Origin of the sequence: Moorena bouillonii PNG (assembly GCF_001942495.1) — a bacterium.
GTDB classification, from domain to species: Bacteria; Cyanobacteriota; Cyanobacteriia; order Cyanobacteriales; family Coleofasciculaceae; genus Moorena; species Moorena bouillonii.
The window spans coordinates 4,501,268-4,527,878 of the sequence record NZ_MKZS01000001.1; the positions used below are offsets into that span (position 1 = coordinate 4,501,268).

General features: G+C 42.6%; 23 protein-coding genes. 11 read left to right on the top strand and 12 right to left on the bottom strand.

Going from position 1 to position 26,611, the window contains the following annotated elements; genetic code table 11:
• Positions 1 to 27: 27 nt before the first annotated feature.
• From BJP37_RS18225 to BJP37_RS18280, 10 genes are all read right to left on the bottom strand, one after another.
• A complete protein-coding gene (locus tag BJP37_RS18225; RefSeq protein ID WP_075900842.1) occupies positions 28 to 477 on the bottom strand; it encodes a hypothetical protein in 450 nt (149 codons plus the stop codon).
• A 233-nt stretch (positions 478 to 710) separates the two neighbouring features.
• On the bottom strand, positions 711 to 1,961 hold the full coding sequence (locus BJP37_RS18230) for an RNA-guided endonuclease InsQ/TnpB family protein (protein ID WP_075900844.1): 1,251 nt from the start codon (positions 1,959 to 1,961) through the stop codon (positions 711 to 713).
• 955 nt (positions 1,962 to 2,916) lie between these two features.
• Positions 2,917 to 4,578 (bottom strand): mucoidy inhibitor MuiA family protein, encoded by a 1,662-nt coding sequence (locus BJP37_RS18240; RefSeq protein WP_075900846.1) that lies wholly within the window; start codon positions 4,576 to 4,578, stop codon positions 2,917 to 2,919.
• A 457-nt stretch (positions 4,579 to 5,035) separates the two neighbouring features.
• Positions 5,036 to 5,698: a Na(+)/H(+) antiporter subunit B gene (locus BJP37_RS18250; protein WP_075900850.1), complete on the bottom strand. Its 663-nt coding sequence runs from the start codon at positions 5,696 to 5,698 to the stop codon at positions 5,036 to 5,038.
• Positions 5,698 to 6,372: a DUF4040 domain-containing protein gene (locus tag BJP37_RS18255; protein ID WP_075900852.1), complete on the bottom strand. Its 675-nt coding sequence runs from the start codon at positions 6,370 to 6,372 to the stop codon at positions 5,698 to 5,700. The genes BJP37_RS18250 and BJP37_RS18255 overlap by 1 nt, the downstream gene beginning before the upstream one ends.
• Complete coding sequence (locus tag BJP37_RS18260; RefSeq protein WP_008189907.1) at positions 6,365 to 6,643, bottom strand: monovalent cation/H(+) antiporter subunit G; 279 nt, start codon at positions 6,641 to 6,643, stop codon at positions 6,365 to 6,367. Before BJP37_RS18260 ends, BJP37_RS18255 begins: the two co-directional genes overlap by 8 nt.
• Entirely contained in the window at positions 6,640 to 6,891 is a 252-nt protein-coding gene (locus BJP37_RS18265; RefSeq protein ID WP_075900854.1) for a hypothetical protein, read from the bottom strand. The genes BJP37_RS18260 and BJP37_RS18265 overlap by 4 nt, the downstream gene beginning before the upstream one ends.
• Positions 6,888 to 7,277: a Na+/H+ antiporter subunit E gene (locus BJP37_RS18270; RefSeq protein ID WP_075900856.1), complete on the bottom strand. Its 390-nt coding sequence runs from the start codon at positions 7,275 to 7,277 to the stop codon at positions 6,888 to 6,890. The genes BJP37_RS18265 and BJP37_RS18270 overlap by 4 nt, the downstream gene beginning before the upstream one ends.
• Positions 7,274 to 8,710 (bottom strand): cation:proton antiporter, encoded by a 1,437-nt coding sequence (locus tag BJP37_RS18275; RefSeq protein ID WP_075900858.1) that lies wholly within the window; start codon positions 8,708 to 8,710, stop codon positions 7,274 to 7,276. Before BJP37_RS18275 ends, BJP37_RS18270 begins: the two co-directional genes overlap by 4 nt.
• Positions 8,707 to 9,042 (bottom strand): cation:proton antiporter subunit C, encoded by a 336-nt coding sequence (locus BJP37_RS18280; protein ID WP_070391112.1) that lies wholly within the window; start codon positions 9,040 to 9,042, stop codon positions 8,707 to 8,709. The genes BJP37_RS18275 and BJP37_RS18280 overlap by 4 nt, the downstream gene beginning before the upstream one ends.
• 429 nt (positions 9,043 to 9,471) lie before the next feature.
• Between BJP37_RS18280 and BJP37_RS18290 the strand changes: the two genes are divergently transcribed.
• The 11 genes from BJP37_RS18290 to BJP37_RS18340 all read left to right on the top strand — a co-directional run bounded on the left by BJP37_RS18290 (position 9,472) and on the right by BJP37_RS18340 (position 24,942).
• Positions 9,472 to 10,548 carry an RRXRR domain-containing protein gene (locus BJP37_RS18290; RefSeq protein WP_075900862.1) on the top strand — a complete coding sequence of 359 codons (1,077 nt, stop codon included), beginning with the start codon at positions 9,472 to 9,474 and terminating at the stop codon, positions 10,546 to 10,548.
• A gap of 63 nt (positions 10,549 to 10,611) precedes the next feature.
• Entirely contained in the window at positions 10,612 to 11,856 is a 1,245-nt protein-coding gene (locus BJP37_RS18295; protein ID WP_081431243.1) for an ATP-binding protein, read from the top strand.
• Between the two features lie 1,587 nt (positions 11,857 to 13,443).
• Positions 13,444 to 13,590: a hypothetical protein gene (locus tag BJP37_RS39500; protein WP_158069650.1), complete on the top strand. Its 147-nt coding sequence runs from the start codon at positions 13,444 to 13,446 to the stop codon at positions 13,588 to 13,590.
• 140 nt (positions 13,591 to 13,730) lie between these two features.
• Positions 13,731 to 15,611, top strand: a complete 1,881-nt coding sequence (locus BJP37_RS18300; RefSeq protein WP_075900864.1) for a GMC family oxidoreductase — start codon at positions 13,731 to 13,733, stop codon at positions 15,609 to 15,611.
• A 271-nt stretch (positions 15,612 to 15,882) separates the two neighbouring features.
• Entirely contained in the window at positions 15,883 to 17,919 is a 2,037-nt protein-coding gene (locus BJP37_RS18305; protein ID WP_075900866.1) for a galactose oxidase early set domain-containing protein, read from the top strand.
• A 157-nt stretch (positions 17,920 to 18,076) separates the two neighbouring features.
• Positions 18,077 to 19,477 carry a Dyp-type peroxidase gene (locus tag BJP37_RS18310; RefSeq protein WP_075900868.1) on the top strand — a complete coding sequence of 467 codons (1,401 nt, stop codon included), beginning with the start codon at positions 18,077 to 18,079 and terminating at the stop codon, positions 19,475 to 19,477.
• Positions 19,478 to 19,526: 49 nt separating this feature from the next.
• Complete coding sequence (locus tag BJP37_RS18315; protein WP_075900870.1) at positions 19,527 to 20,669, top strand: ferritin-like domain-containing protein; 1,143 nt, start codon at positions 19,527 to 19,529, stop codon at positions 20,667 to 20,669.
• Between the two features lie 78 nt (positions 20,670 to 20,747).
• Positions 20,748 to 21,218 (top strand): hypothetical protein, encoded by a 471-nt coding sequence (locus BJP37_RS18320; RefSeq protein WP_198954099.1) that lies wholly within the window; start codon positions 20,748 to 20,750, stop codon positions 21,216 to 21,218.
• An 88-nt stretch (positions 21,219 to 21,306) separates the two neighbouring features.
• Complete coding sequence (locus tag BJP37_RS34595; RefSeq protein WP_081431244.1) at positions 21,307 to 22,896, top strand: TIM barrel protein; 1,590 nt, start codon at positions 21,307 to 21,309, stop codon at positions 22,894 to 22,896.
• A 203-nt stretch (positions 22,897 to 23,099) separates the two neighbouring features.
• The gene (locus BJP37_RS18335; protein ID WP_075900872.1) at positions 23,100 to 24,110 is read left to right on the top strand and encodes a sugar phosphate isomerase/epimerase family protein; all 1,011 of its coding nucleotides are present in this window, start codon (positions 23,100 to 23,102) and stop codon (positions 24,108 to 24,110) included.
• A gap of 82 nt (positions 24,111 to 24,192) precedes the next feature.
• On the top strand, positions 24,193 to 24,942 hold the full coding sequence (locus BJP37_RS18340) for a cupin domain-containing protein (RefSeq protein WP_075900874.1): 750 nt from the start codon (positions 24,193 to 24,195) through the stop codon (positions 24,940 to 24,942).
• 564 nt (positions 24,943 to 25,506) lie between these two features.
• Here BJP37_RS18340 and BJP37_RS18345 read toward each other — a convergent pair.
• On the bottom strand, positions 25,507 to 25,926 hold the full coding sequence (locus tag BJP37_RS18345; RefSeq protein ID WP_075900876.1) for a putative toxin-antitoxin system toxin component, PIN family: 420 nt from the start codon (positions 25,924 to 25,926) through the stop codon (positions 25,507 to 25,509).
• Positions 25,927 to 25,972: 46 nt separating this feature from the next.
• Entirely contained in the window at positions 25,973 to 26,338 is a 366-nt protein-coding gene (locus tag BJP37_RS18350; RefSeq protein ID WP_075900878.1) for a helix-turn-helix domain-containing protein, read from the bottom strand.
• Between the last annotated feature and the right edge of the window lie 273 nt (positions 26,339 to 26,611).

Sequence of the window (26,611 nt, forward strand, 5' to 3'; positions counted from 1 at the left end):
CAGTGTTAATAGGAGTCGATCTTTGGATTAAAGACGAGACACCGCGCGGGCATGTGGCTGTGCTTGCTCTACACGAGCTATATATTGCAGCGTGACGATTTTGTGTACAGCAATGGCACGCTTAAGCACATTTTTGCCAAGTTCGGGATCGCTTTGGAAGAACTTGAGAAAAGCTTTTTTGGGTGTGTTGACAATCTGTACCGAAGATTGAAAGCCCCCCTCAAGCAAAATCATGGCAACATCTTCTCTACCCTTAGGTACAATCCGCAGCATGCGCTGATAGGCTTTGAGTAGATTTAATACCCTGGTTTTTTCATCTTCATCTTTAAACTTGATCCATTTATATTTTTTGAGATTAGGAGTGTGAAGCAAATCCGCTTTGCGAAAGTCTACCTCTGAGTTCTTTTGTAGGAAAATTTTAAGTTTTTTTAAATCCGCAGTCAACAAATTACTAGATTCTTTTAATACTTGACTCATGGTACTTACTTAGGTGTGAGAAAATAGTGTTTCACGTTTGTCTTGTGAGTGTAAGTTCATTGGTTTTGTTCAATGTTTTTAATATAACTTCTTTGGAAAGAATAGTCATTGTCACTTACAGACAAAGTCTGTTGTCATTTCTGACCATTAGTGATTGCACTTTTCGGTAATGGAGTTAAAGGAGTGGTTAGGATCATACACCTAATGGCACTAAGTTAAGGGAGTGACAGCTCCTACACTGACCTTACAGGTTCAGTGTAGGCTTCCCAGCCAATCCGGGCATCCCTTAGGAGGCGCTGGGCTTTAAGAACGGACTGCCCTTCCGCTCTATTTTTTATATTTATTGCTGCATTGTGGTCTCTGTCCAAACTACAACCACAATGGGGACAATCGTGCCACCGTACATGCAGCTTTTTAAGAACTTTCTTTCCACAACTGGAACAATTCTGCGAAGTATTTTGGGCGCTTACTGGAACCACTAACAAACCAGCATTTTCGGCTTTGTTTGTCAGGATTGTCAGAAAGCTTGACCACCCGGCGTCCAACACAGATTTAGCCAATCTGGATAAGACAAGTCCTTTGACGTTTAACTTTTCGTGAGCGACTACATCATACTTTGACAGTAAGTAATTAGCTGTCTTGAAATGGAAGTCTTTTCGTTTGTCCGCTACTTTTTTGTGCTGCTTTCCAAGCTGCTTAATAGCCTTGAGCCTGTTACTGCTTCCCTTTTTCCGTCGAGATACCCGTTTTTGAATAACCTTTAGTCTTTTTTGCGACTTCCTATAGTACTGGGGAATCTCTATGGTTTCACCCTCAGATGTAGTCAGAAAATCTTTGAGGCCAACATCAATACCAACTATTGAGTCTGGATTAATATCGGGTTTAATCTCAGGAACAGTCTTGTCTTCCAAAGACAGAACCAAATAGTAACCATCACACTTTTTGGTGATCGAAGCTGTTTTGATCTTGAATCCATTCGGCGTAGCCGACGCTTCGCGAACAGGAATAGGGCGATGTAGGACAATCTTTACCTTTCCTATTTTTGGTAGATTGATCAGATTACCTTCTAGACATTCTTCCTTCATCTGAGGGTAAGTAAAGGTACGGTAGCGGTGCCGTTTTTTGAATCTAGGCTTGCCACTTCGTTTTCCCTTACTGTCACCCTTTATGAATCGGTCAAAGGCTAGTTTAACTCTTTTCACTACATCCTGAAGCACTTGAGAATGAATTTCTTTGTACCAAGGATGAGTCTTTTTCAGGTTTGGTAAGGTTTTCTTCTGACTGTAATAGTCAGGATTGTTCCTTAATTCCGGAAGGTGACAAACAAGAGGACAAGCATTGACAGAACAACGATTATGCTCGTACCAGGTAAACCTATCCGCCAACAAATAGTTGTACTGAGCACAAAGCATTGATAGCCAATTGTCTATTTTGGTTTTTTGCTCTTTTGTTGGCTTTAATCTGTATTGATACGCTATCCGCATTGCAAGTCATTCTATTTATCGACCTACTATAATTATAACAGGTGTATACACATGTAGTAATCCAAAATTAAAAACAAAAAACTGATAATTAGGATTACCGACTTTGAAAAAAGGCAGTTAATACAAGAGGCGCAGCGACGTGAAATGACTCAGTCAGAATTGATAAGAAGCTTGATAGCTCGTTTCCCTATTCCAAGAGACCCGGTGCAAAATTAATCCCACACTCATGGCGTAGCATTGAGGTGTGGGGCTTCTTTTGCCGGACAGCTAAAATTTGCTCAAAAGCTTATATTGCAGGGCTTTTATGAATTATAAATTTTTCCTGAACAAGTATTTGAGCATTTCTTCTTAGTGCCATTCGGTCACAAACCCCATCCAATTCGATCGAGCCTCAGACTTCATTGGGCATGGGGCATGCCCTGGTTGACTGACAAAAATTGAAGTCAAAAGTGTTCAAATGGTTATGGGTCGAGGAATTGCAGGACTTGACATTAGTGAGATTGAGCCAGCATTCTTTGAATGGTTTTCACTCACATCCTCCTTTTGCTGTGAAAAAAACTCCCATATCTACAATGCCTTGAAGACCTGGATCAGTCAACAAGCTTGACTGGGCGACACCTAACCACCTGTTTATGGATGGTGGTAGCGCTAATCTTTACAGGGGAGGTAAATTTAACCCGTTGGATTCCTTACATACCATGTCGTGGTAAATATGCCCAAAGCAAACATTGAAAAAGAACACCTGGATTTGGCGAAGAGGAAAAGGCTGGTGTCAGCTCAAAGATTTTCACTGTCAGCCATGCAAAGCGCGAGTGGGGGAAACCACGGCAGACCGCGAGTGGGGGAGACCTCACAGGGGTAGGTTTTTAACAAAGACCTCAGGTGTGGGGTGTGGGGTGTGGGGTGTGGGGTGTGGGGTGTGGAGTATAAGAAAATGTACAAGTACGGTAGAGCCCTAAATATCCAAACCAATCACTTTCAACTCAGGGGAATGCTCAATGATAAACTGATAATATAGCTCTTGCTTATCCTGGGGTGATAAATCAAGTTTCCATTCTAGCAATCCCATCTCACCGGTCTGTATTTTGGGATTAGTCTGAGTCAGCCGCACTTTGATTTTTTCATCACGGCTCACTGGCAACTGTTCTTTTACTACCAAAGTCTTTTGCTCACTTTGCAAATTAGTAATTACGAGTCGATAGGCATAAGTCGTGCGGCGCTGATTGCCAATTAATTTCTTATCAACTTGACGCTCAACTAAATCCCGCTCAATTTTAATTCCTTCATCTATCCCTAAGTTCAGCCTGAATTCTTGTCCTGGTGCAATATTCTCCAACTTAGTTGTACCAACAAAGGTTTGATCACGAAAGATATTCGCTTTGCCTGGTAACAACGTTGCACCAGTAACAGGATTGGTAACAACAGTTTGTAGGTAGGCGAAGCTAACTAGCCGAGGAATGGCAAGATACTCAGGATTGCTAGGATATTCATCACTGAAAATAGTCACTTTATGAGGGGAACCATCACTGGGAATATTGCTGTTACCATCTAACTCAAAGGTAACCACACCTCCTTCTGTCGATACTACTGCTACCACTGTTTGGGCAGCCACTGCTGCCGTTGCTAACATGGCTTGGGGAGCACTACGAGTTGTCAATGCTTCCAACTCATCCTCATAGTCTTGATCTGGAGATGATTCTGACATTGACTTAGACATTGCCCTACTCTTTTCCCTTCGCAAAGCTCGGATAGGTTGTTGGTCTAGTGCCTGAATGTACCATGGTTCGAGCTTAGGGGGTAGGGTTCCCAGTCCAGGCTTAGCAGTGGAAAGAGTAAGGCTAACGTTGGACCAATCTTCCCCAGTGTTTTGTTTGACTTGTGCCAGGTAGCTCAGATTTATGCGATCGCTACTGCTGTTAGTCCGCAAGTCGTAAAGTGGTATCCAACTGGCACGATTCACTACATAGGATACTTCTAGGTCAAAATCCACCGCCGCCTCTGCTGCTAAGGTGACAATAATGCTCAAGCTCTCCTGGGGACGGGGAGTTTTCAACTGTTGTAGCTTAGCTTTGAGAGCATTTAATTGCTTTTGTAACTCTTGCTGTTGTTCTTCTTGTTGAGCGATCGCGCTAGCATCTGCATGGTAACGCTGCTCCAGAAAGTTCAGAAATTCATCTGTTTCCTGCACGCCAATCTGTTGTTGGGCAATACTGCGGGAAAAGTGTTGGACGGCTTTATCAGTCAAAGCCTCGACAAAATTCCGTGCTAGCTCCTTTGAGGCCAGCTGGTCTTGGAGGTGGCGTTTTTGTTTTTCCAACTCCTTGATTTGCCCACTCAATTGAGCAACTTGTTCCACCACTGGTTCAGAGTCAAAGACTTTTTCTGTCCGTACTCCCAATAATCGCACAACCCCTGTGCCAGTCCCTGTTGCTCGCACCGACTCCGTTTCTATGGTCATCGGTAGCCTAGGGATTACCAGTTCTTGCTCTTGCCCAGTCAGTGACACCTTAGTGCGCCGCGTCACCCTTGCCTGGTTGGAGTAGACGGTCACTTGGGAGATTCGACTTTCTACTGTCAGGCTGGTACCTTCTTCTAAGGTCGTGTCTGTGTTAACCATGATGATATGTATAGCATTTTTTAATTATGTGAGGTACAATTTTTGGGTTTTTTAGGGAACAGGGAACAGCGGATCTGGGAACAGGGAATAGATAATACGTAAAAGGGAATAGATAATAGTAAATAGGCAAAATGTAAAAAATAAGATGTACCTCATTAGACTAAAAACTGCTAGAGTACAATTATCTGAGGTATCATCATGATTGTACCTTACTAGCTTGAATACGCCATACTATAGCAGTTCTGCTGAGGAGATGAAAAGCAGCATGCTTTGCCTTACTGGGTGTGGGCGAATGGGTATAGGTAACAATACAGCGTTTTTCATAACTATAAGGTACACAGGATTTTTTTCGTGTTCCCTGCTCTTTTCCCCCCTTATTAAGGGGGGTTAGGGGGGATCGCTGCTCCCTAAAACCCATAATTTTGTACCTCATCAAATTTAAAACCGCTGTAATCGATCATAGCAATCCCCGATGATGAATGAAAACCAAAATAACTGCCCACGAACCCAAAGCCACTTTTACTGCAACCAAGATATTGAGTAAGGGGATGACGATACCGCTGACCAGTGTCTGCAACTCCCCGTGGGGTAATTCTACTCCCGTCAACGTTATAACTGCTAGTACAATAAAAATCAGAACTGAAACCTTCTCCCACCTAGCAGCTTGCCAGCGCTTGTAGACTGCCTGCATCCACTGGAATGATGAGGTAATGGCAACCAGACCGATTGCGGTTCCCCCCGCCACCCCAGCCGCAAAGCCACCCCCTGGACTCAGATGCCCCCGAATCGCCAGCTCGATACCTACCAACGCAGCAATCGTCGCTCCCAGACGGGCTAGAACAATCGATGGTTTATCGGTAAATTGATAGATCGTGCAGAACGGCTTTTCATCAGCCAGTAGAAATTTAGCTCCCATGATCGCGATCGTAAATACCACCACTTCAAAGATGGTGTCATAGAGCCGATTCCGGAAAATGATACCCGAAACCGCATTGGGCACTCCAGTATCTTTGAAAACGGATTCGACGATAGACAGATCTGATAAGTCTGCCGCCGGATTGGGCAAAACCATAAATTTGACGTACAGCGCTATCCCTGCTGCAATGTAAATCCATTTCATTAATGATCTCCCCCTGCCTCTGGTACATTTAGATAAGTTAAGCTTGTCGCCGATAATGAAAGTTCACTTTGCATAATCTCATAGAGGCGTTGAACCCTGGTCTGGGTGTGATAAAGTAGGGTTTCATTCTCTTGCGCTACCTGGTCTTGCTCATCCTGTGGTGATGCCTTCTGGGTAGCTCCTAGAGCTAATCCCCTCTCGCCCTGCTCAAAGGGGAATCCCTCATCTTCAGTACAGGTAGCATGGACTTCTTTTTCTATCAACGCCTGGTGCAAGGTCTCCCTATCTGGGTAGGTTACCAGCTCAAGGCGCATATAGTGTTTGCTCAGGATTGTGCGTAAGTCATCCATCAGTTCCCCAAAATCCGGTTTGGTCTTGCTGTCTCCTAAAGACTCCCCATCTGCCTCAACTTCTTTCCAGTCTTGGATCACTCCAAGACGCATGGTTAGGGATGAACGCACCGCAACCGCATAGAGGGTAATGGCTAGCATTGTACCGACTAATGCTTCGGTCAAAGCCACATCCGCTGCCCCAAACATGGCATAGACCAAAGCCGCCACCGCTCCCAGTATGCCTCGGATCACCAGAGCATGGTATGGATTGACCTGAAATACCAGCATGCAGGCAGACAAAGGCAGTAGGGCGGTTATCACATAGATATAGTTATCAGTCATTGTCACCCCCACTACTGGAACAGTAAGCCAACACATATCCCAACACTGTATTCCAGATCGCCAAGGAGATAATGGCGAGAATCAGCAGCGGCCATTCACTAGGTATCTTCAGGAGCAGCCCGACGATGATACTCATCGAGCCGAGGGTATCTGCCACTGAAAGACTATGCAGCTTGAATAATACTGATCGGTGACCGATTAGGGGAAAGGTTCCCCAAAACCAGAATAGGATTCCGACACCTATGCAAGTGTAACTCAGTGCATTAATCATACATCACTCATTCGTTTAATTACGTGTGCCAGTAACATTAATCCAGCATTCCCCACACTCAGGATGATGACCCCGACAACACCGATCATCCAATCATCGCGCAAGACAGATACCACTAGGATCATGATTGATGTCTTGGTGGCAATACTGGCAAATGCCAACATTTTTTGCCAAATATCATCATCTTGCCAAGCCTCATAAATGGGGATGAGCAGAGCCAGAATCATGGCAATCAGGATCAGCGTCATCGTTGTTTCCTCCGTCTAACCCGGTGTACTTCGTACCTGCCATCTTGGTGGTATTTCAACACAATGGTTTTTGGTGTAAAGGTGATCAGGAATATATCCAGGAATATTAGCCCAGGGGTCCGTTGGGGTTTGACTCCTTCCATGATCACATCTTCGTGCTTATGGGGACGAAGCATGATTTCAAATGCCTCAATATATGCCTGGGGAATCGCTACTATCACTTCACCGAGCACCCGCAGCCAATCCTTTAAGGCTTCTGGGGTTTTGGGGCGTCCCGGTAATAAAAATGCGATCGCAATCCCAATGATGATATTTGGCAGACTTAGATTAGCAGTCAGCAAAAACCAGATAACCAGTCGTAAAATTAGATTTAGATGCCCAATCATGGTTGAAACACCATCCAGAATAGTAATACTAACATCAGACTCATCACCCCAATTAGATGATCAAATTCCTCAAGCACACGGGGCAGCTTGATTACAGATCGTTTGAAAATCAAAAAATATGCCAACCATCCCAGGCCAATAGTTACCAGAGGTTTAGTAATATTGGCAAAGTTATATGCCTGGTAGTACACACCATTGGCAGCAATCAGTCCACCGAGCAACAGTATCATCGCTAACCAAAAATCGAGCTTTACCTTCCCTTGGCTGCTATCCCCATGGGGCAGAAAGATGAATTTCGCAAAGGATATGGCTGTTCCTAGGGCTGCAACATTCATACCGATAACTTGCCAGGGCACTAGATTCTTCATGGTCAACACCTTCGCCCCAAAGCCGGACAACAAGGGAAAGCCGGAAATTGAGAAGCTAGCGATAGCCAGAGCAATCCAGATTTGGGTATTAATCGGCTGATGTTGCAGTTCCTTGAGGTTACGGCTGGGCAAAACACCCGCGATTAAAAAGAGCGCCCCTTTCACCAGGCCGTGGGTCAGGGCATAAAAGCCCCCTACTTCTGGTGCGGCAAGGATAAAGCCTAACTGGGAAATTGTATGAAACGCCAGCATACGCTTAGTATCTTTTTCAAAGACGGCATAGCCTACTCCCAGAAGCGCTGTCCCCACTCCGAATATCCTGACGATGGGATCAATTTCCTCGACAATTAGAGCACAACGCAACAGTGGAAAGACTCCCGTTTTAACCACAACTCCCGATAGCAATGCCGACACTGGGCTCTCAGATTCGGAGTGGCTTAAGGGTAACCACAATCCTGATACAAATATTCCCCCCTTGACTAACAATGCCACAAAGATCAGGGCAAGAGCTTCTGGAGGTGCTCCGCGCAACCCTTCAAAGGCAAAGGAATGATGTGCCTGATAGACTAAAACCGCGCCAACTAGATAAAACAGCATGGCTGTATTGCTGACAAAAAGATAGCGCAAGGCTACCCAAATTGATCGGTCGGTTCGGGGATAGGCAATCAACAGAAACGCAGCAATACTGATGACCTCTAATGCTACGTATAAACTGATGAAATCTGCACAGATAAATACGGCATTGACACTGCCATGTAAGATAATGGTCTGGGTATAAAAAAAAGCTGTTTTACCACTTTGCCAACAGTAAAGGATTACTGCTGCGGTTACTAGCCCATTGGTCAAGATAAAAAAGGCGCTTAATTGATCAACGAGTAATGTGACACCGAAACTATCCAGCAGCTGTAGGGTTAATGGCGATTTTGTGAGAAATAGCTGTGTCCCATATTCAACCGAAACCATGGCAACCCCTAGGGCTAGGTATCGGTCAAGTTTGGGGATCAGATAAATGCTGAATCCCACAAATAGCGGTAGGGCAATCCAGGCAATGGTAATGGTACTCATGGCGTATTATTCTTCTCGATCTCGTTGCTTTCCAGGGTGGGATTGTCCCGTGCCAGTTTCATAACACCTACTAGCATTAAGGCTTGAATCGAAAAGCCGATCACAATCGCTGTTAAGATCACTGCCTGGGGAACTGGATCTGCGTAAGCCCTATTTTCGACGTTTGAAAGAATGGGTGTGAATAAACCATCTCGGGATGCAACCAACACGTAATAGGCAATCACCCCCGTGCTCATGATATCCATAGAGATGATTTTCATAACCAGGTTCTTTTTAAGGATGATGCCGAAAAATCCGCACAATATTGTGGCAAATATGAATGCTTCTAACACGGGAATTGCCTATTGGGTAAGGGTTGGTGGTAATTATCTTTATACAATGATACTGTCGAACAGTGCTATAAAATATATAGCACGTTTTAATAGTGCTAGGAACGATTGACACTATTGATAAGTTCCAAGGTACACCATAGACTCATCCCACACCAAGGTTTTGGTTTGAGCTTGGGATTTGGAAAAACACGGGCAATAGCAAGTCAATAACCCCAACCTCAACGCAGTAGGTTGGGGCTTGGTAGACAACCAACTACCATGATTGACTAGACCATTTGAGCCGAATTTTGGGACGAACGCTTGGATACTTCCCCAGTCCAAGCCTCTTCAAAACTGTGTTGTCAGTTGCTGTTAGACAGGAAATCTTCAATTCGGTGGTCGAGGGGACGAGTTATTAACTCAAATACTTTTCTCGTGAGGTTTATCACCATGTTACGAGTTCCAGTTATTTCGCCTGATGGCAAACCATTGATGCCTACAAAAGCTTCTCGCGCTCGTCGTTGGCTTAATCAAGGTCTTGCTATCGTTTACCCAAATGATCTAAATGTTTTTGCTGTTCAGTTAGTTAATCAACCATCTAGTTATCAGACTCAGGATATCGCTATTGGTATTGACCCCGGAAAATCTTTTTCTGGTATCGCTGTTCAGTCAAATAAAGCCACTCTTTGGACAGGGCATTTAGTGTTGCCGTACAAAAAAGTCCGCGTAGGCATGGATACTAGGCGAATGATGCGAAGAACTCGCAGAAGTCGTCGAATAAATCGCAAGATTCCTTATTCTCAAAGGTCTCATAGACAAAAGCGATTCTCGAACAGGAGGAACAAAAAGGTTCCCCCTTCGATTCGGGCAAACCGTCAACTAGAAAATCGGGTAGTAAGAGAACTTAGTCTTTTGTACCCAGTAAGTGCCATTGTTTGCGAAATAGTCAAGGCTAATGGCAACAAAGGTTTTTCTCCTGTGATGGTAGGACAATACTGGGCAATATCTCAGTTAGAAAAAATAGCCCCAGTGACTCAGAAACAAGGCTGGGAGACAGCCTTGAAGAGAGAAGCGCTAGGGCTGATCAAAGACAAAATAGACAAAAGTCGGCAAACAGTTAATACTCATGCAGTAGATGGGATTGCGTTAGCTGCTACTCATTTTTACCGACGCAAAAATTATTATCACCGCAATGGAAAATTGAGTGTCCCCAAAAACTGTGAAGTAACTAACGCTGTGTTTTCCGTAATTAGACGTGCCCCCATAAGTCGCCGTCAGTTACACCTATTGCAGTTTTCTAAAGGTGCAAAACGTCGCAAATACGGAGGAACAACCACTAGTCATGGTTTTCGCAAAGGAGACTACGTTGAAGCGGTCAAAGCCGGGAAAGCCTACCGAGGTTGGGTAAGCGGTGAGACAGCAAGACAAGTTTCCGTCAGCGATATCAATTGGAAAAGAATCGGACAATTTACCGCCCGAAAAGTCCGACTTTTAAAACGTTCGACCGGCTTAATTGTAAACCACTAATTGGAGGCGCGGCTTTCCTCCCCACCAAAAGAGAAGGATGGGGTATCCAGCCGCGAAGAATTGATGACAGAATCCACTCATGGCAAATCAATGGTTAACCTCAGCCCTGAGGATGCCAGCGATACAGTTGGGGGCTTGGCAACTAGTGAAGGTGTGCCGCCGAAGGATGTCTACACTTGGGATCGGGATGCATTAGCCGTGAATCTTTTGGATTTATCAGTACCATTTGAATTGGTTGGGCGGCAAGCACAATTCCAGCGCATCACTCATGTTTTAGCCCGTGATGGCAACGTGTTGATTGTGGGAGTGCCCGGAAGCGGACGGCGGACTTTGGTAAGGCGGGCGGCACGGGAAGTTGGAGTTAAAATCCTGGAGGTTGACTGCATCCGGGTTACGGATGGTCAGCGCTTCGTGCAACTGCTGTGGGAGAGCATAAACCAGACCTTTCCAATGGCAACAGTTCAAGCTCTAATGGCAGATTGGATTGAAGGTCAGGCAGCGGAATTATTTGTCCTGAAGGATGAAGGCAGTGGCACAGAGGGACTTAAACCGGTTCGGATTCAGAGCAAAGAGCTGCAACGGAAAGCATTTGAAGCATTACTCGATCTGCTGCAAAGGTTAGCTGAATCTGAGGGGGAACGGGTAGTGTTGATTTTGGAAAGTTTCCCCCACATTCGCTCTTGGGATCGTCATGGGGTGTGGGAAGAATTTTTGAGGAAACAGATCGAAGGTCAGACTCAGGTAAGTTATGTGCTAGTGGCAACAATCGCAGAAACCAGCATTTATCCCCATGAACCAGGGAATAATTTGGAAATTGTGCAGCTGGCTCCCTTAGCTGATGATGTGGTTGCCGCTTGGGTAACTGAAGTTTTGCATACGCAACGGCTGACTTTCGATCCGCGATCGCAAGCACTGGAAATCTTTGTCAATGCGGTGCAAGGACACTTCGGTGATGCTTCGGCACTGGTGCGACGCCTCAAGTCGGTACGAGTGTCTGATGGGCTAATTCGTGATGGCCATGTTCAGCAGGCCATCCAAGAACTGCTAGGGGACTTATCCATGGTCTTCGAGTCATTACTGATGCTGCTTCCAGCTAATCAAGCCCATCTGTTAGAATCCCTGGCCCTAGACCCTACGGACAAGCCACAAAGTCGAGATTATATTCAGAAGCATTACCTATCGAGAGGGGGTTCTCTCCAAGGAGCGATCGCTGGGTTGCAGCACAAAGGTTTGATTTATGGCTCCGAGCAAGGCTACCGACTGGCTTTACCTCTGTTTGCTTTGTGGCTTTGCCAGCGTTTAAGTTGATCTCAAATTCAGTAGATGCACCTCAAGTAGCGTGGCCTACGGCCAATCGCACAATGTATCCTCCATGTCTTCCCTGACTTCTCCACTGAGGCAACAATCCCTATTTCTGCAATCCACTATAGTTTTTATAAATGAAATGTAAACAAGCATTACAGTTTTTGACATTACCAAAAATCCCTAGATACTTGATTAAGTATTACCTCTTGCCTCTTGCCTCTTGCCTTTTCCAAGGGCGAGTTTGTTCACAAATCAAATATAAATACTATAGTTTTACTTTATTTTTATAGCTATAAGTATAGTTTGGGATTTTTGTCAAGTACATTTTAAGTAAAATTTAGATCAGCTTACCCTTGCCTCTTACCTTTCCCTAAGGGAGTATGTTAACAACTCTAATACAAATGCTACCGTTTAACTTGATTTTTCTGGCTATGATGATAGTTTTAAATTTTTGTCAAGTACATTTTAACTAAAATTTACATCAGCTTACCCTGACTTTTCTGGATAGGGTAAATGGAGTTTTGGTCTAATTTAGCTACTCACTTAATAAAATAACTATTCAATAAGTGGCTTTTTTTTAAGACGGATAAACAAGCCATGATCCTGATTCAGTCTGGTTTATAGCTTCCTGATCACCCCCTCAGATATTGGGCGCTGCCAAGAACTCAAGGGAGGGAAGGACACAGTAATTTTTGGATAACTTTATATAGCAGTCGCCAGGGCAGTTAGGACATGACAAAAGTCTCAAACCTAAGTAAGCGCAAGAGTTTGACTTCTGACTTCTGACTTCTGACTTCTGACTTCTGACTTCTGCTATATGGACTTTTATGGATAGGGGCAATGGAGTTTTGGTCTAATTTAGCAAAATTTTTAATAAAAAAAAATTTTAATAAGCGACTTAGGTTTTACAGGGATAAACAAGCTATGATTTTGATTAAGTCTGGCTTATAGCTTCGTGAACACCCCTCAGAGACCTAAATTTTTACAGCACAAATGCTAGTTATTATTGATAAAAAACATTTCAGCCTGTTTCCTCATCCCTTCAGGCTTCATAGGACTTGATTTTTTCCAGTAAATGAATTACATTGATATACGGAGAATAAAAAGAGATAAATGGGTGGCAAATTTAACTCTGCCCCTATCGTAAAAATAGCTGTCTTGGCTTTATTCACGGTGCCCTTACTTCAAAATTTAAATTTTGAGGTGGCCAGGTTAAAAACGGTGCTTAACACTCCCTAAGTTCTTGGGTTATCCCAAAACTCGATTCTAGGTATGGGTAACTCCAAATAAGACCCTATAGAGATAATCACCCTTGAAATAATATTCAGGATTATAGTGGGCGGAGTGTGCAAATTTTCGTTTCCAAGTAAACCAATAGTAAAGCAATTTTTAACAGGGAAAATGCATCTACAGTCTAGAAGCCTTACTCAGACAAAATTTCAAAATTCATCAGCGAAAATACTTATCCTATGAATTGTCAGATCCAGTAGGCATTTCAAAATAGGATGCGAATACGGCATTGCTGAATCAAGGAATGAATATGAGTGGGGTGGGCATCCTGCCTGCCCGAAAATCTAAGGAACGGGCAAGATGCCCATTCCACGCAAGATGCCCGTTCCACGGCAAGATGCCCGTTCCACAACAAGATGCCCATTCCACAGCAAGATGCCCATTCCACAGGTGCGACCCGTGGCGAATTTAATTCTTAATGGGTCAAGCGCACCTAAAAACTATTAAAATCATTCCATTATTAAGCAAGGCTGGATTATTCAGCGCAGTTTAGATATTAATGGCGTTGATGTTGCCCATGGTTTTTCGGCGACCAAATACAACATGCAACTGGAACAGAACACCAAAGAGTGGACAGGAGTCAAAATATGAGCCAAAGTCAAACGAGCATTAAATTTGTCACTCCCGAGATTGTCTGTAATACAGTTTACGATGCTGTAATCGTCGGAGCGGGAGTCGCTGGAGCCATTGTCGCCAAACAATTGAGCCAACAGAAAAAGAGGGTTTTAATTCTTGAAGCTGGAACTGGTAAGGATTTGACCCTTAAAGGCTTTCAAAGTTACGTTGAAACCTTCTACAGCGCTGTGGCTAAGAATGCCAACGCCCCGTATCCTGTAAATCCCAATGCCCTTAGCCCCACTGATGGTATCCATCGCTATTTTGAAGAGAAAGGCCCCTTGCCCATTAGCGGTTCCTATACCCGGGTCTTGGGTGGAACAACCATGCACTGGGAAGGAAAAACCATCCGGATGTTACCTGAGGATTTCAAGTTCCGCAGTACATATGGACACGGTCTTGACTGGCCCCTTTCCTATCAAGATCTTCAGCCCTACTACCGCGATGCTGAGTATGAGATTGGGGTTGCTGGAGACGTAGAAGAACAAAAAGAGCTGGGTGTACCCTTTGCAGAGGGCTACGTTTTCCCTATGAAAAAGCTTCCCCCTTCTTACTTGGATAAGCAAGTTGATGCGGGGCTTACAATCGAAAAATCTCCCAATAAAGTTAATAAAAGCGTTTCCATCGGAGAAGGTGACGATAGCGAAGACAAAGAATTAAAACTCAGCACTTTTCCCCAGGGTCGCAATAGCGAACCAAACCTTGACTATAAATTGTTTCCACATCAAGGCAACGGTAGGAATATCGATTTCGTTCCCGAAGGAATGGCCAGTGTCAACCCAGTTGAGTATGGGGAACGGTGTCAAGGAAACGCCAACTGCGTACCCATCTGTCCGGTTCAAGCGAAGTATGATGCCAGAAGAACCTTAAATACGATCAACTCTGCCGCAGAACCCGTACATCTACTTTCCCAGGCTGTAGCCTCTGAGGTGGAAATCGATCCCGAAACAGGCGATATTGTCGCTATTCACTATAAGCACTATCAAGATAAGAGCTCTCCCCAACACACTGTTGGTACTGCTAAGGGTAGTTTATTTGTCTTAGCAGCAGGTGCGGTGGAAAATGCCAAGCTAATGCTTGCTTCTAATTTGCCCAGCACTAGTGGGCTGATGGGCTGCCATCTAATGGATCACCCCTTCCTTTTGGCTTGGGCTTTGATGCCTGAAAACACTGGTACCATGCGCGGTCCTCTGGTGACATCCGGAATCAACACATTTCGTTACGGTAATTTTCGTAAGCAACAAGCTGCATTTGCGATTGACATTCACAATGATGGTTGGGGATGGTCAGGTACTGGTGCCACAGATGTGGTAAGAGAGGCGATTGATAAGCAACGCAAGTATGGACAGGAACTTCGCGATGAACTGATTGCGAAGATTTCACCGCAGCTACTGCTAGCTTTTATGTGCGAATTACCTGCCGATCCTAATAACCGAGTTAGCATCGATCCGCAGTATAAGGATCAACTGGGAAATTATCGCCCCGTTATTCACTTTGACGTACCCGATTACTGCAAAAAGACCATGGCCTACGCCCGAAAGCTTTCTAGTGAAATCTTCGAGAGTTTGGGAGCAACAGAATATAGCCACTATGATAAGTCAGATCCGGCCTATTTTGAGTATGAGGGTGAAGGCTACTGGTTCCGAGGAGGAAACCACTTTTCCGGAACTCACGTAATGGGAACGACTAAAAACAACTCTGTTGTCGATAAAAATCAGCGTTCTTGGGATCATCAAAATCTCTACCTACTCGGTGCGGGAAGTATGCCTTCCATTGGCAGTTCTAATACAACATTGAGTATTGCTGCGCTGGCTTTGTTGGCTTCCAGAGAGATGCTTAATGACTTGAAGTAAGTCATTAACTCAGCACTGAAAGTGCGGGCTTGTGAAAAATGAGCTTCAGTAGACATCTCCCGAAATTAAGTTTTCACCAAGACAGCATAAGGGCTTCAGATTCTTTTTGGGAGAAATCTACTGAGATTTGACTAGCCCAGCGTTTGTCTGGTAAACACTTCCGGGTACTTCTCCAGGGAAGATTACCAACAACAAAGCGCATTGTACTAAGTAGGTAAAGAACCCAAATTATCGACACTCGTAAGTACTAAGTCATGAGAGTTCATCAAATATGATAGCCAAGTTATTAACTCAACGACGAGTTATCTCAATTTTTCTGATCTTTGTTCTCGCCTTCAGTCTAGTGTTTTTAGAGGGAGAACCAGCAATTGCTGATGCTGCAATTGCCAGTGCAGAAAATATGGGAGCCTGGGAAGATATTCCCATGCCACCTCTAAGGGAGCGGATCCAGTCTGTCCATACCATCCTTCTGCCCAATGGCAAAGTTTTAATGGTTAATGGTAGTAGTTTTCGCAGCACCCTAGTTAAGGACAATAATGAAGAATATAAATTTATTGAGGGTGTAGATCTAACAAAATACGATGTAGTGAACAATACTGGACTATTGGATCCTAAAACAGGGACATTTGAGCGTATCGGCTCACCCCTTACCCATACCCAGCCAGATAGTAAAGAACTTCAAGCTAACACAACTAATGATCTATTTTGTGCTGGTCACGTGCAGCTAGACGATGGTAATGTCTTATTTGTAGGAGGTACAGGACGCTATTATCCTGGAGGTGCTTTTACAGGAACAAAATGGTTGAACCTTTATAAGTGGGAAGAAAACACATGGGAAGTACTAGGAGAGATGAAAGATGGGCGTTGGTATCCTAGTTTAATTCCCTTACATGATGGTAAAGTTGCGATTTTTTCTGGTCTAAAATTTGAGCAACCAAACCAAATTAATCCCAGTTTAGAAATTTACGATCCCAAAACCAACGAACTTCTCTATTTCGACCTCAGAGATATTAGAAACAGTCCTTTTAACACCCTCTTGGAAGAGGATGCTTACGATACTATCGACCTCTATCCCCGTGTTTTTTCCTTAGCTGATGGGCGACTGTTGATCACCGGAGACGATGGCGGTATTGCTGGGGTATTACTACCTCTGTTTAGCAAAAAAAGCTATTTAATGACCATTGAAAAAGAACTAAGTGCAGAAAAATGCACTGATGCACAAAAATGCATTAGTTTTGAAGTGGGACCAGATAGACAAGAAACCAGCAAAGCTTACGGAACTGCATTACAAATTCCTAACTCCGAAGAAGTGTTATTATTGGGTGGTATTATTGGCACCAATAGTATTGACTTTGGACGAGGTGGCGATACGGGAGGGTTTCCAGGAGCCAGAGTAGCCACCAGTTTACAACATTGGATTTCCCCACAAAAAGGTGTGGGCAAGAACGGCAAATGGGAAATTGTTGACAACTTTCTTGATAAACCCAGAGCAAACTTACAAGCAGTCATTTTACCCAGCAAAGAAATTTTAGTGATTAATGGGGGTGAATATCCGGAATATAAGCCCGTTTACGAACCTTTGTTAATGACTCCTAATGAAGATGTACAAACAGGATATGAAACTAAGTTATTAAACCCGGCTAAACTGCCCAGACTATATCATAATGGAGCAATTTTATTACCCGATGCTCGGGTGTTAGTCGTCGGAGGAAATACCAAGCAAGCTGCAAGGGAAGAAGACGGAACGGTTCATGTAGATATTCTCCCCGATCCCGATAATTATTACCGCTTTGCTGAGTTAAATAATTCCTCAGGCCAAGCCGAGGAATTTAACCTCGAAACTTATTACCAGGATCCGCAACATTATTTTGTAGAAGGAGATCAAGAACCATTTGTTCCGGCAGAAATTTGGCAAGGCGAGGTTTTTAGTCCACCCTATTTATATAAGCCAGGACAGCGTCCTGAAATTGAGACGGAACTTGAAACTATCAACTATGGAGAACCAGGTCAAATCATAGTCAAAAATGGCACAAACAACGGTTCTCTCGTTCTCAATAAACTCGGTTCAGTTACCCATTCTTTTGATTATGGACAACGGTTAGTTGATTTACCTATCAACGAAGTATCAAAATTTGGGGATTCAACCAAACTTACAATTAAATTTCAAGCACCTACCAACGCCCATCTATACCCACCTGGATACTACATGATGTTTTATCTGAATGACATCGGTAAACCTTCACACGCAAAAATTGTCAAGCTCGAAACGAAAAATGATAAGGAGTTATGCAAAAAAACTTCCAAATAACTTTCTAAGTATATCTGCAATTAGTGATAAAAAAACCGAAGTTATTAATAGATAACTCAAAACAAAAATAGAATTTATTTCCAGGTAATTACCCATCAATTTACCGATTATTCTATCCCTCATCAGTAGCAAACTGTAGTGAAAAAGTTACAAATTTATGGCACTGACAGAAAAAGATTTACAAGAAATTCCCGAAACTGGAATCGATCCAGAGAATCCTGGCAAATATCAAGAATTCCTTGAAGACTTACAGGGAAATATTTTGAAAGGACATGGACGGGATTACAGCGTGCATCTGTTTTTGAAATGGATACCCGAACAAGTTGAACCAGCCAAACAATGGATAAAAAGTTTTGCCCAAACCTATGTAACATCAGCTAGACAGCAAGCAGATGAAGCGCTAAAATACAGAGAGCAAAACATATGTGGGAGTGTCTTTGCTAATTGTTTGTTCACTCGTAAAGGCTATCAAGCTTTAGGATTTGAACCCTTCCAGATTCCAAAAGATCAGCCCTTTAGAATGGGTATGAAGAACGCTCAAATTAGAGAATCATTGGGCGATCCTGAGGTTACAGAGTGGGAACAATACTTTCGAGAAGAGATTCATGCCTTAATATTAATCGCTGATGATAATCCAGATACTTTGTCAAAAACTGTCGAGGAAATCAAAGCACAACTATGTGAGGTCGCAGTTATTATTCATCAACAAGATGGCTTTATCCTCAGAAATAATAAGAGACAAGTCATTGAACATTTTGGCTTTGTGGATGGGGTAAGTCAACCCTTATTTCTCAAACGAGACATCGTAAACGCTCAAACAAAGGATTGTAATTTTAGTTTATGGGATCCTAGAGCTCCCTTAGATATTATTGTTGTCAAAGATCCTAATGGAAAAAAAACAGATAGTTATGGCAGCTATTTAGTCTATCGCAAACTCGAACAAAATGTTAAAGGCTTTCGTGAAGATAAAAAGCAACTTGCCAACACTTTAGGTATTAACAATGACCTTGCTGGGGCTTTAGTAGTGGGTCGTTTTCCTGACGGAACTCCAGTGACCAAGTCTAAGGTTCCTACCTCTACACTGACCAACAACTTCAATTATCAGGATGATTTTCCTGCTACAAAATGTCCGTTTCATGCTCATATTCGGAAAACTAATCCTCGAGGAGATACCGGCAGAGTGGAGTCTTCCCCAGGTTTTGATGAAGCTTTAGCGATGGAGAAAAACCATCGTATTGCTCGTCGAGCCATGAGTTATGGAGAAAATGACCCAAACCAAACTCCAGAAACAGGCTCAGGATTGCTTTTCCTTTGTTTTCAAGCTAATATTGAAAACCAGTTTAATTTTATACAAGCTAGATGGTCAAATCCTGACCGCTTTGTTCAAGTGGGTGTCGGTTCCGATCCCTTAATTAGTAAACCCAAAATAAACCAAAAATGGCCAAAACAATGGGGCGAAGCCGAGACTGAAGATTATGGTTTTAAACTCTGGGTATCCATGAAAGGTGGGGAATATTTTTTTGCCCCTAGCCTTAGTTTTCTCACTTGTTTAGCTTAGAGTTTTTTTAACTTACACAACTTTTGAAAATACAGCAGAGGTATGATTTATGGCTAACGAACCAAAGTACATCAAGACGGTTGAAAAGCTGCATGAATACCTAAAGTACGCCATGCAGGTAGAACACTCAACAATTCCTCCTTATCTCACTGCCCTTTATTCCCTTAAGCCCGGATCAAATCTAGAAGCTTTCCACATGATTCGCGCTGTTGTAGTGGAGGAAATGTTACATCTAACCCTGGCGGCTAATGTGTTTAATGCGGTGGGGGGAGACATGACAGGAGTTTTGACAAACCTAGATTTTATTCCCACATATCCGACTAAGTTACCGGGTGGAATAGGTGATTTTATCGTGAATGTCGGCAAGTTTTCCCCAAAAACAGTAGAGACTTTCCTCAATATCGAACGTTCTAAGGAGGAGAGTGTAGAGCAACCAACCGAGAGTATATCCCAGCCGAAAGAATTTATTTTAGGGGAAATTCCATATTTACTGCCAATTTTTGGTAGCAAGACTCTACAAGCTGAAGGTCAAGAGGAAGAAGAGCGAGAAGAGTTGTTCTACAGTATCGGGGATTTCTATCAAGAGATTATTGATGGTTTGATGTATCTGTATAAACAAGATAATGCTCTAGTCAGTCACACTGGTGACAAGCAAATTAGCCGTGAATATTACTATAACGGTTCAGGAGAGATCGTTAAGGTAACAGATATTATCAGTGCCATAAAAGCCTTGAAGGTGATTCAATTCCAGGGTGAGGGGTCTAGACGTGGAACGATCTATGATGATGAAAAAAAACTTTGTCATTACTATCGCTTCCAACAGCTAAAGTTAGGTCGATACTATGTTATTGATGAAAAGAATCCAAAAAATTCGGATCAACCAGATCATCCTACCGGTGATAGCTTTACCGTAGATTGGGATGCTGTTTATCCCGTCAAAGAGAATGCTAAACTCAGCGATTATCCTCAAGATTCAGAGTTATATACTCACGCCGACGAATTTCAGAAAGCTTACAGTCTGTTTCTGGCACAGATTCAATTTTCTTTAAACGGTCATCCTGAGAAGTTAGTTCCTGCGGTGGGGAATATGTTCCGACTCAGGGATTTAGCTAATAGTCTGATTCGCAACCCCATTCCAGGAAACGAAGATGGCTGTCATGGTGCTCCGATTTATCGGTCGGACGAACAGTAGAAGTCAGAATTCAAATTGGTTCGACCCAATTGAATGGGAGCAACGCAAAGCTAAAAAATTTGTAGAGGTAAATAACGAGTGGATATGGACAGATCTGAGTTGATGAAGCATTTCCTTGATTTTTCTGTGGAGGTCACTGGTTTTGATCAGTTTGATTTGCAAGGAACTGGTCAAGCTACCCTTTACTTTGACACTATCTGGGGTGTCATTGGTGGTGAGATGTTTGGAGAATTGCTACAAGATTTTCAGAAGTATAAAAATGTGGATAAGATTTTGGCTTCTCCAAAACTAGGACCAATCGCCCGTAACATCATCAAGCTATGGTACATGGCTACTTGGGAGGAACTTCCTGCTGTATGGCGGGAGAGGTTTGGTGCGACGCTCAATGATAGCACCTTTATTCCTAGTCCCTATGCCTATACTGAAGGGCTTTTGTGGCCAGCGATTGGGATTAATCCCCCTGCTGCTAAAGCACCAGGTTATGGGACTTGGAGCGAACCACCCCGAATCGAAAGGCGAGCTGTTGCCACGCCACAACAAGTAAAGTGACTCAATTCACTCAAAGCTGTCACAAGCCTGAATTCTCAGGCTTTGAAGCTGACATAGCACAACTTTTTCGAACAGACTTTAATTTGAAATGCTCGAACACAGAAATATGAACCTTAAACCTTGGTTGCGTAAATTCTCTATTCTTGCTCTGACAATTATCGTTAGCTTAACGATATTTAGTTTACCTGCCAGTGCTTTTGTTCAGGCAGATCTCGAGAAATTCCTAGAAACAGGAAATTGTAGTGGGTGTAATCTATCAGAGGAGTTTTTCTTCGGGGATGACTTTTCGGGAGCAGATTTATCTAATGCTAACCTGTCGAACGCAACTTTTTATAATGTTGATCTAAACGGAGCAAACTTATCGAACGCTACTCTAACCAACGCAAATCTCGAAAGATCTGAGTTAAATAACGCGAATTTATCTGAGGCTCAAGGAGAAAATGCCATCTTCAAGAAAGCAATTCTAGTGGAAGCTAATTTATCGGCTGCAGATTTTTCCAAAGCCAATATGCAAAATGCTAATTTGGCAGATGCTACCCTTAAAGGAACCAAGCTATGTGACGCTTTTCTATTCGAGGCTACTATGCCTGATGGAACAACCTATCTAGACGGAGTAACGAATTTATGTAAATATAATGTTGACTTGACTTGTGGTGAAGCTTCTGTTGAGGTTAGTCAATTTGATCCATTTAGCTGTGTAGAAACACCGATTATCGAAGGTTTTAATGACCTTCCTCTAGGCATTACCCCTACAGGTTGGAGTAATAGTGATGATCAATGCATCGATCTAAATCCTCCCATACCCTACCAACAAATTCTCAATGAAATAGCGGAATCAGGATTTTATGGTACTCAAAATGCGCCTAAATTTCCTGAGAAAGAAGACTTGAAAAAGGAACTAGAGCTCCGTGGTTTAACTATTTCTGAACCTTGGGTAGGAACTTACTTTACCGAAGGTAAGCAAGAAGAAAGTATAGCAGAGTTGGACAAGCAGATAGCATTCATGGATGGTTTTGACAGTAACGTTATTGTTGTTGCCGAACTCGGTAATGCTGTTCATCTAGACCTAGAGAAGGATCCCATAAAGGAGGAACCTGTATTTACCCCAGATCAAAATCAGGCTTTATATGATGGATTAAAGCAACTAGCAGATAAAGCAGAAAAAGCGAAATATACATTAGTGTACCATCCCCACGTTGGAACAGGAGTAGCAACGATTGATCACATCAAAAACTTAATGGACAACACTGCAGACTCTCAATTAAAGTTACTCCTCGACACTGGTCATGTTTACTATGCAACTTACGGTCATGATTCAGACCTAACTCCGCAAAAGATACAAGCACAAATTGAGGAGCTCACTAATACCTATAAGGATCGCATAAAGCACGTTCACCTCAAAAACATTCGGAAAGATAAATTAGCGGAATCTGTTGACGAAGGGCGAAGCTTCCTAAACTCAATTCGAGCAGGAGTGTTTACTGTTCCTGGTGATGCTGAAGGGGTGATTAATTTTAATCCTATCTTGAAAACACTTGCTGATGCTAACTATGAAGGATGGTTGATAGTTGAAGCGGAACAAGACCCCAACACAACCATGGGATACAACCCACCAAAAACTCCTTTGGATTATGCGAATATGGCGCGAGAGTATCTCTGTGAACAGACCGGCTTATAGTTCTATTCAACCCTGGTAAAGCAGATTAAAGCTTTGGGGTAGGTAGCTAAATTAACCCCATCAAGCGGTGCGAGCCCGGTGATTCGCAATCACCTAGGGAACGCGCACCAAGAGATGGGTTGACAGGTTTGTGGATTCCTGGGTTTAACACCAATAAAAATCCACTCCCCATCATTAAAACCTAGCTATTCCCAGAAAATAAAATGAGCAACTCCCCATCTTTACCTGATATTTACATCAGTTTCTTTATGTTTACTACTGATATGTTTGTGTTTCCCATAAACATGGAAAGCACTGATGTAGATCATAAGAAACTTTTGGTAGATCATCTTAAAAAACTAAAAGACATTGGTTATAGTGGGTTTGAGTTTCCCATTGCTCCTACTTCTGAAGAAGATTTCAGCCAAGATATCCAAAAATATAAGGAGTTAAGGGAATACATAGACGCTAAAGAGTTGTCTGATGTTAAGATATCCACCAATGTAGGAGCAACCGAAACTTTCGATCCTAGTTCTTCTGATTCGCAAAAACAGGAAAAAGCACTGACATATCTGAAATCAAGGGTTGATATTACAGCAGCTTTAGGGGGTGAAATTATGATGGGGCCAATTGTTATTCCCTATGGTGTTTTCCCTGGTATCTGGAGCGATCAACTGCAAGAACATTTAAAAGGACGCTATGACAATGCAAAACCTATTCTCAACGAATTAGGCAAATATGCTCAAGAAAAAAACGTTAAATTAGCCATAGAACCTATTACTCATTGGGAAACTCCTGGTCCCAATAAATTATCTCAATTAATAGAATTTCTTAAAGGTGTTGAAAGTAAACAAGTGGGAGTTGTAATTGACAGCGCCCACGAAATATTAGATGGAGATGGCCCAGAAAAATTCTCACAACAAGTTGCTTATTTAGCGCAACAACAACGGCTACATTATATTCAAGTTTCACCTCCTGATCGTGGCGCACTTCATACCAGTTGGCTACCCTGGCAGGAATTTCTCACACCAGTTTTAAAAGTATATAAGGGACCAATTGCTGTAGAAATTTTCAATGCCATTCCTGCTTTTGTTGACTCCCTACGTCTGTCTCGACGCAAGTTTTGGATACCAGGACAAGATAACCCTAATTCCTATCCCAGTGCTTATGAAATCGCCGAGGAAGCTATCAAAGCAACCAAAAAGGAAATTACAAAATTTATAGGCAGTTTATAACTGCTATTTGGGGGAATAGTTAAGTCAATAAATTTAACTATTACCATTCGCAAAAAAAACATTTTTTATTGCAATTGTAATCATGATAAAATTATTAGATAACAAAATAATTATTTCGCTCTTTATTGTGTTTATACTTACCTTTTGCTTTGTATTTTTACACGGGGGACAGGCGATCGCCTGTCAAACAATCGAGACAGACCAAGAAGTGGTGCCAATTGAGGAAGAACCCTATCATCACTTTGAGTACGATAACCAGTATCTGCGAGTTTTTGATGTTATTTTTCCTCCAGGCTATAGGACATTACCTCACACTCACGCAAAAGATAATGTTGCCATTGTTATTAATGGGGGACTCCACAAAATAGAAACAGTGGGTGGTGATCCTCCAAAAAAGTTCGTCAACCCTGAAGTTGGAGACGCTTTATTTGCTTATGCCTCAGAACAACCATACACACACAAAATTACAAATCTAGACAATGAAATATTACGATTTAAAGATGTTGAAATCCTATCATCATTAGAATTATCGCAAGAGGATCTGGCAACCGAGAATTTGCCTGGACATAAGATAATCCTTGACAACGATGAAATGCGTGTTTATCAATTAAAGCTCCAACCAGGTGAATCAACAGAACTATTGAATCACAACTTCCCATTCCTTACTGTTGCAATTTCCCCAGGCATAGTAGAGGTAGAAACACCACAAGGGAAGTCACAACCAAAATATTTCAAGCCAGGAGAAATCTGTTGGCATACAGACCCATCAAAATACATATTGAAAAATATTGGCTCTACGAGTTTCGAGAAAGTCGATATTCAGTTGAAATAGAGAGTCTTAAGATGGTTAGCTTTTTATCTGCTTTCTCCCAAACTTATCTATCTGTGCATCAATCATCAGTAAAATACAGTCATTCTAATGCTTTAGAAACTTAAAAAAGGAGAAAAATTTGCTTCTTTCGTACTTTCTATGCTAAACTATAGCAATTCTATTTCCCATGAGGTACAAAGGGATCCCCCTAAATCCCCCTTAAAAAGGGGGACTTTGAGGTTGAAAAGTGTACCTCATAAATGCAATAACCGCTATAATAGCTAATTTATTGATATAATCTCAAAATCAATAAAAATATTTTTAAGCATTCAGCTATCAGCTATTAGTTATTAGCTTATGGGTTAGGTCACAGCCTTCCAGCCTGTGCCACAGTACTTTTGAATAAAGTAAGCTGACTACTGACCACTGACCGCTTACTGGTATTGAAAATTTTCTGCATAACTATTGGTGATTACCCCGATAAGTCTATAGATACTTAGAAATCAGCTATTAGCACTCAGCATTCAGCAGGTAGTGCCTTAGCTGAATGCTTACTATTGAAGGATATACTCCCACACATAAAAATTACCTCATTCCCAACAAAATCCTTATAAACAAAGCTGGTGTCAATATCTGGGTGCCGTGATAGTATTTTAATGATAGCAAATGGTTATCGACGGAAACTAAATAATCCGCTTTGGCTTCATAGGCAGCAGCTAAAAACTTATTATCATCCGGGTCAATTTCATCGAGCCGAGTTGCTTCATAAGCACCCGGTATGTGAAGTGCGATCGCCCTGATATCCACCAATAAATCTTCGATATCCGCACTCGACACTCCCCGCCTAATCAGCCTTGTGACTAATTCGTGAAGCAACTGAGGAGCTACTACCAAACTAAAACAACCCTCACGCCACAACCTAAAAATTTGGCGAGGACTGCTGTTGCTTCTTGGACTAAGCATAGCAGCAATAAATACAGAAGTGTCGATAACGACTTTAAGCATCAAACTTCATCCTGCTTACCTCAGTTTATCGTGCAAATTATGAGTTTTAAAGTTGGTGCGAAATTCGCTCGATAGTCCCTTCAAAACTATCCCAAATTTCCTCCGGAGAACGGGGTGGCATCGCCTCAGCACGGGCAAATGCCTGTTTGATTATCTGTGAAGCTTTCTCTATTTCTTCAGCAGTAGGTGGGGCTATTTCTTCCCCCTCCCAGTCTACTATCAATAAATCGTTGGGACTACAGTGAAAGAAAGCACAGAGTTGAGCGAGGGTAGTAAAAGCGATCGCATTCGCTTCTCCATTTTCTAGTTCCCTTAATTGTTGCCGATCGATTCCCGTAGATTCAGAAATTTCTTCGTAACTGATATTTCCGGAATTAGCTCTTAATTGTGCTAGTTTAGTTGTGACTTTCATGGTGCAAACTTACCTAGTAGTTTCTATTTTATGAAATTAGGCAAAAATTCTAATAAAATTCCCGCGCCCCCGCCCCACACTTCTTACAAGGGTAGGTTTTTTACAAAGGGGCAAGTATGTACTTTGATTACGTATAATTTTCTAAAACTATGTATCAAAATACACAATTCAGGGATAATTCTCCCCATTTCCCGCTCTTCCCCTCCTGGGAGGGGTTAGGGGTGGGTTCCGATTCCCGATTCCCGATTCCCGATTCCCGATTCCCAATTCTAA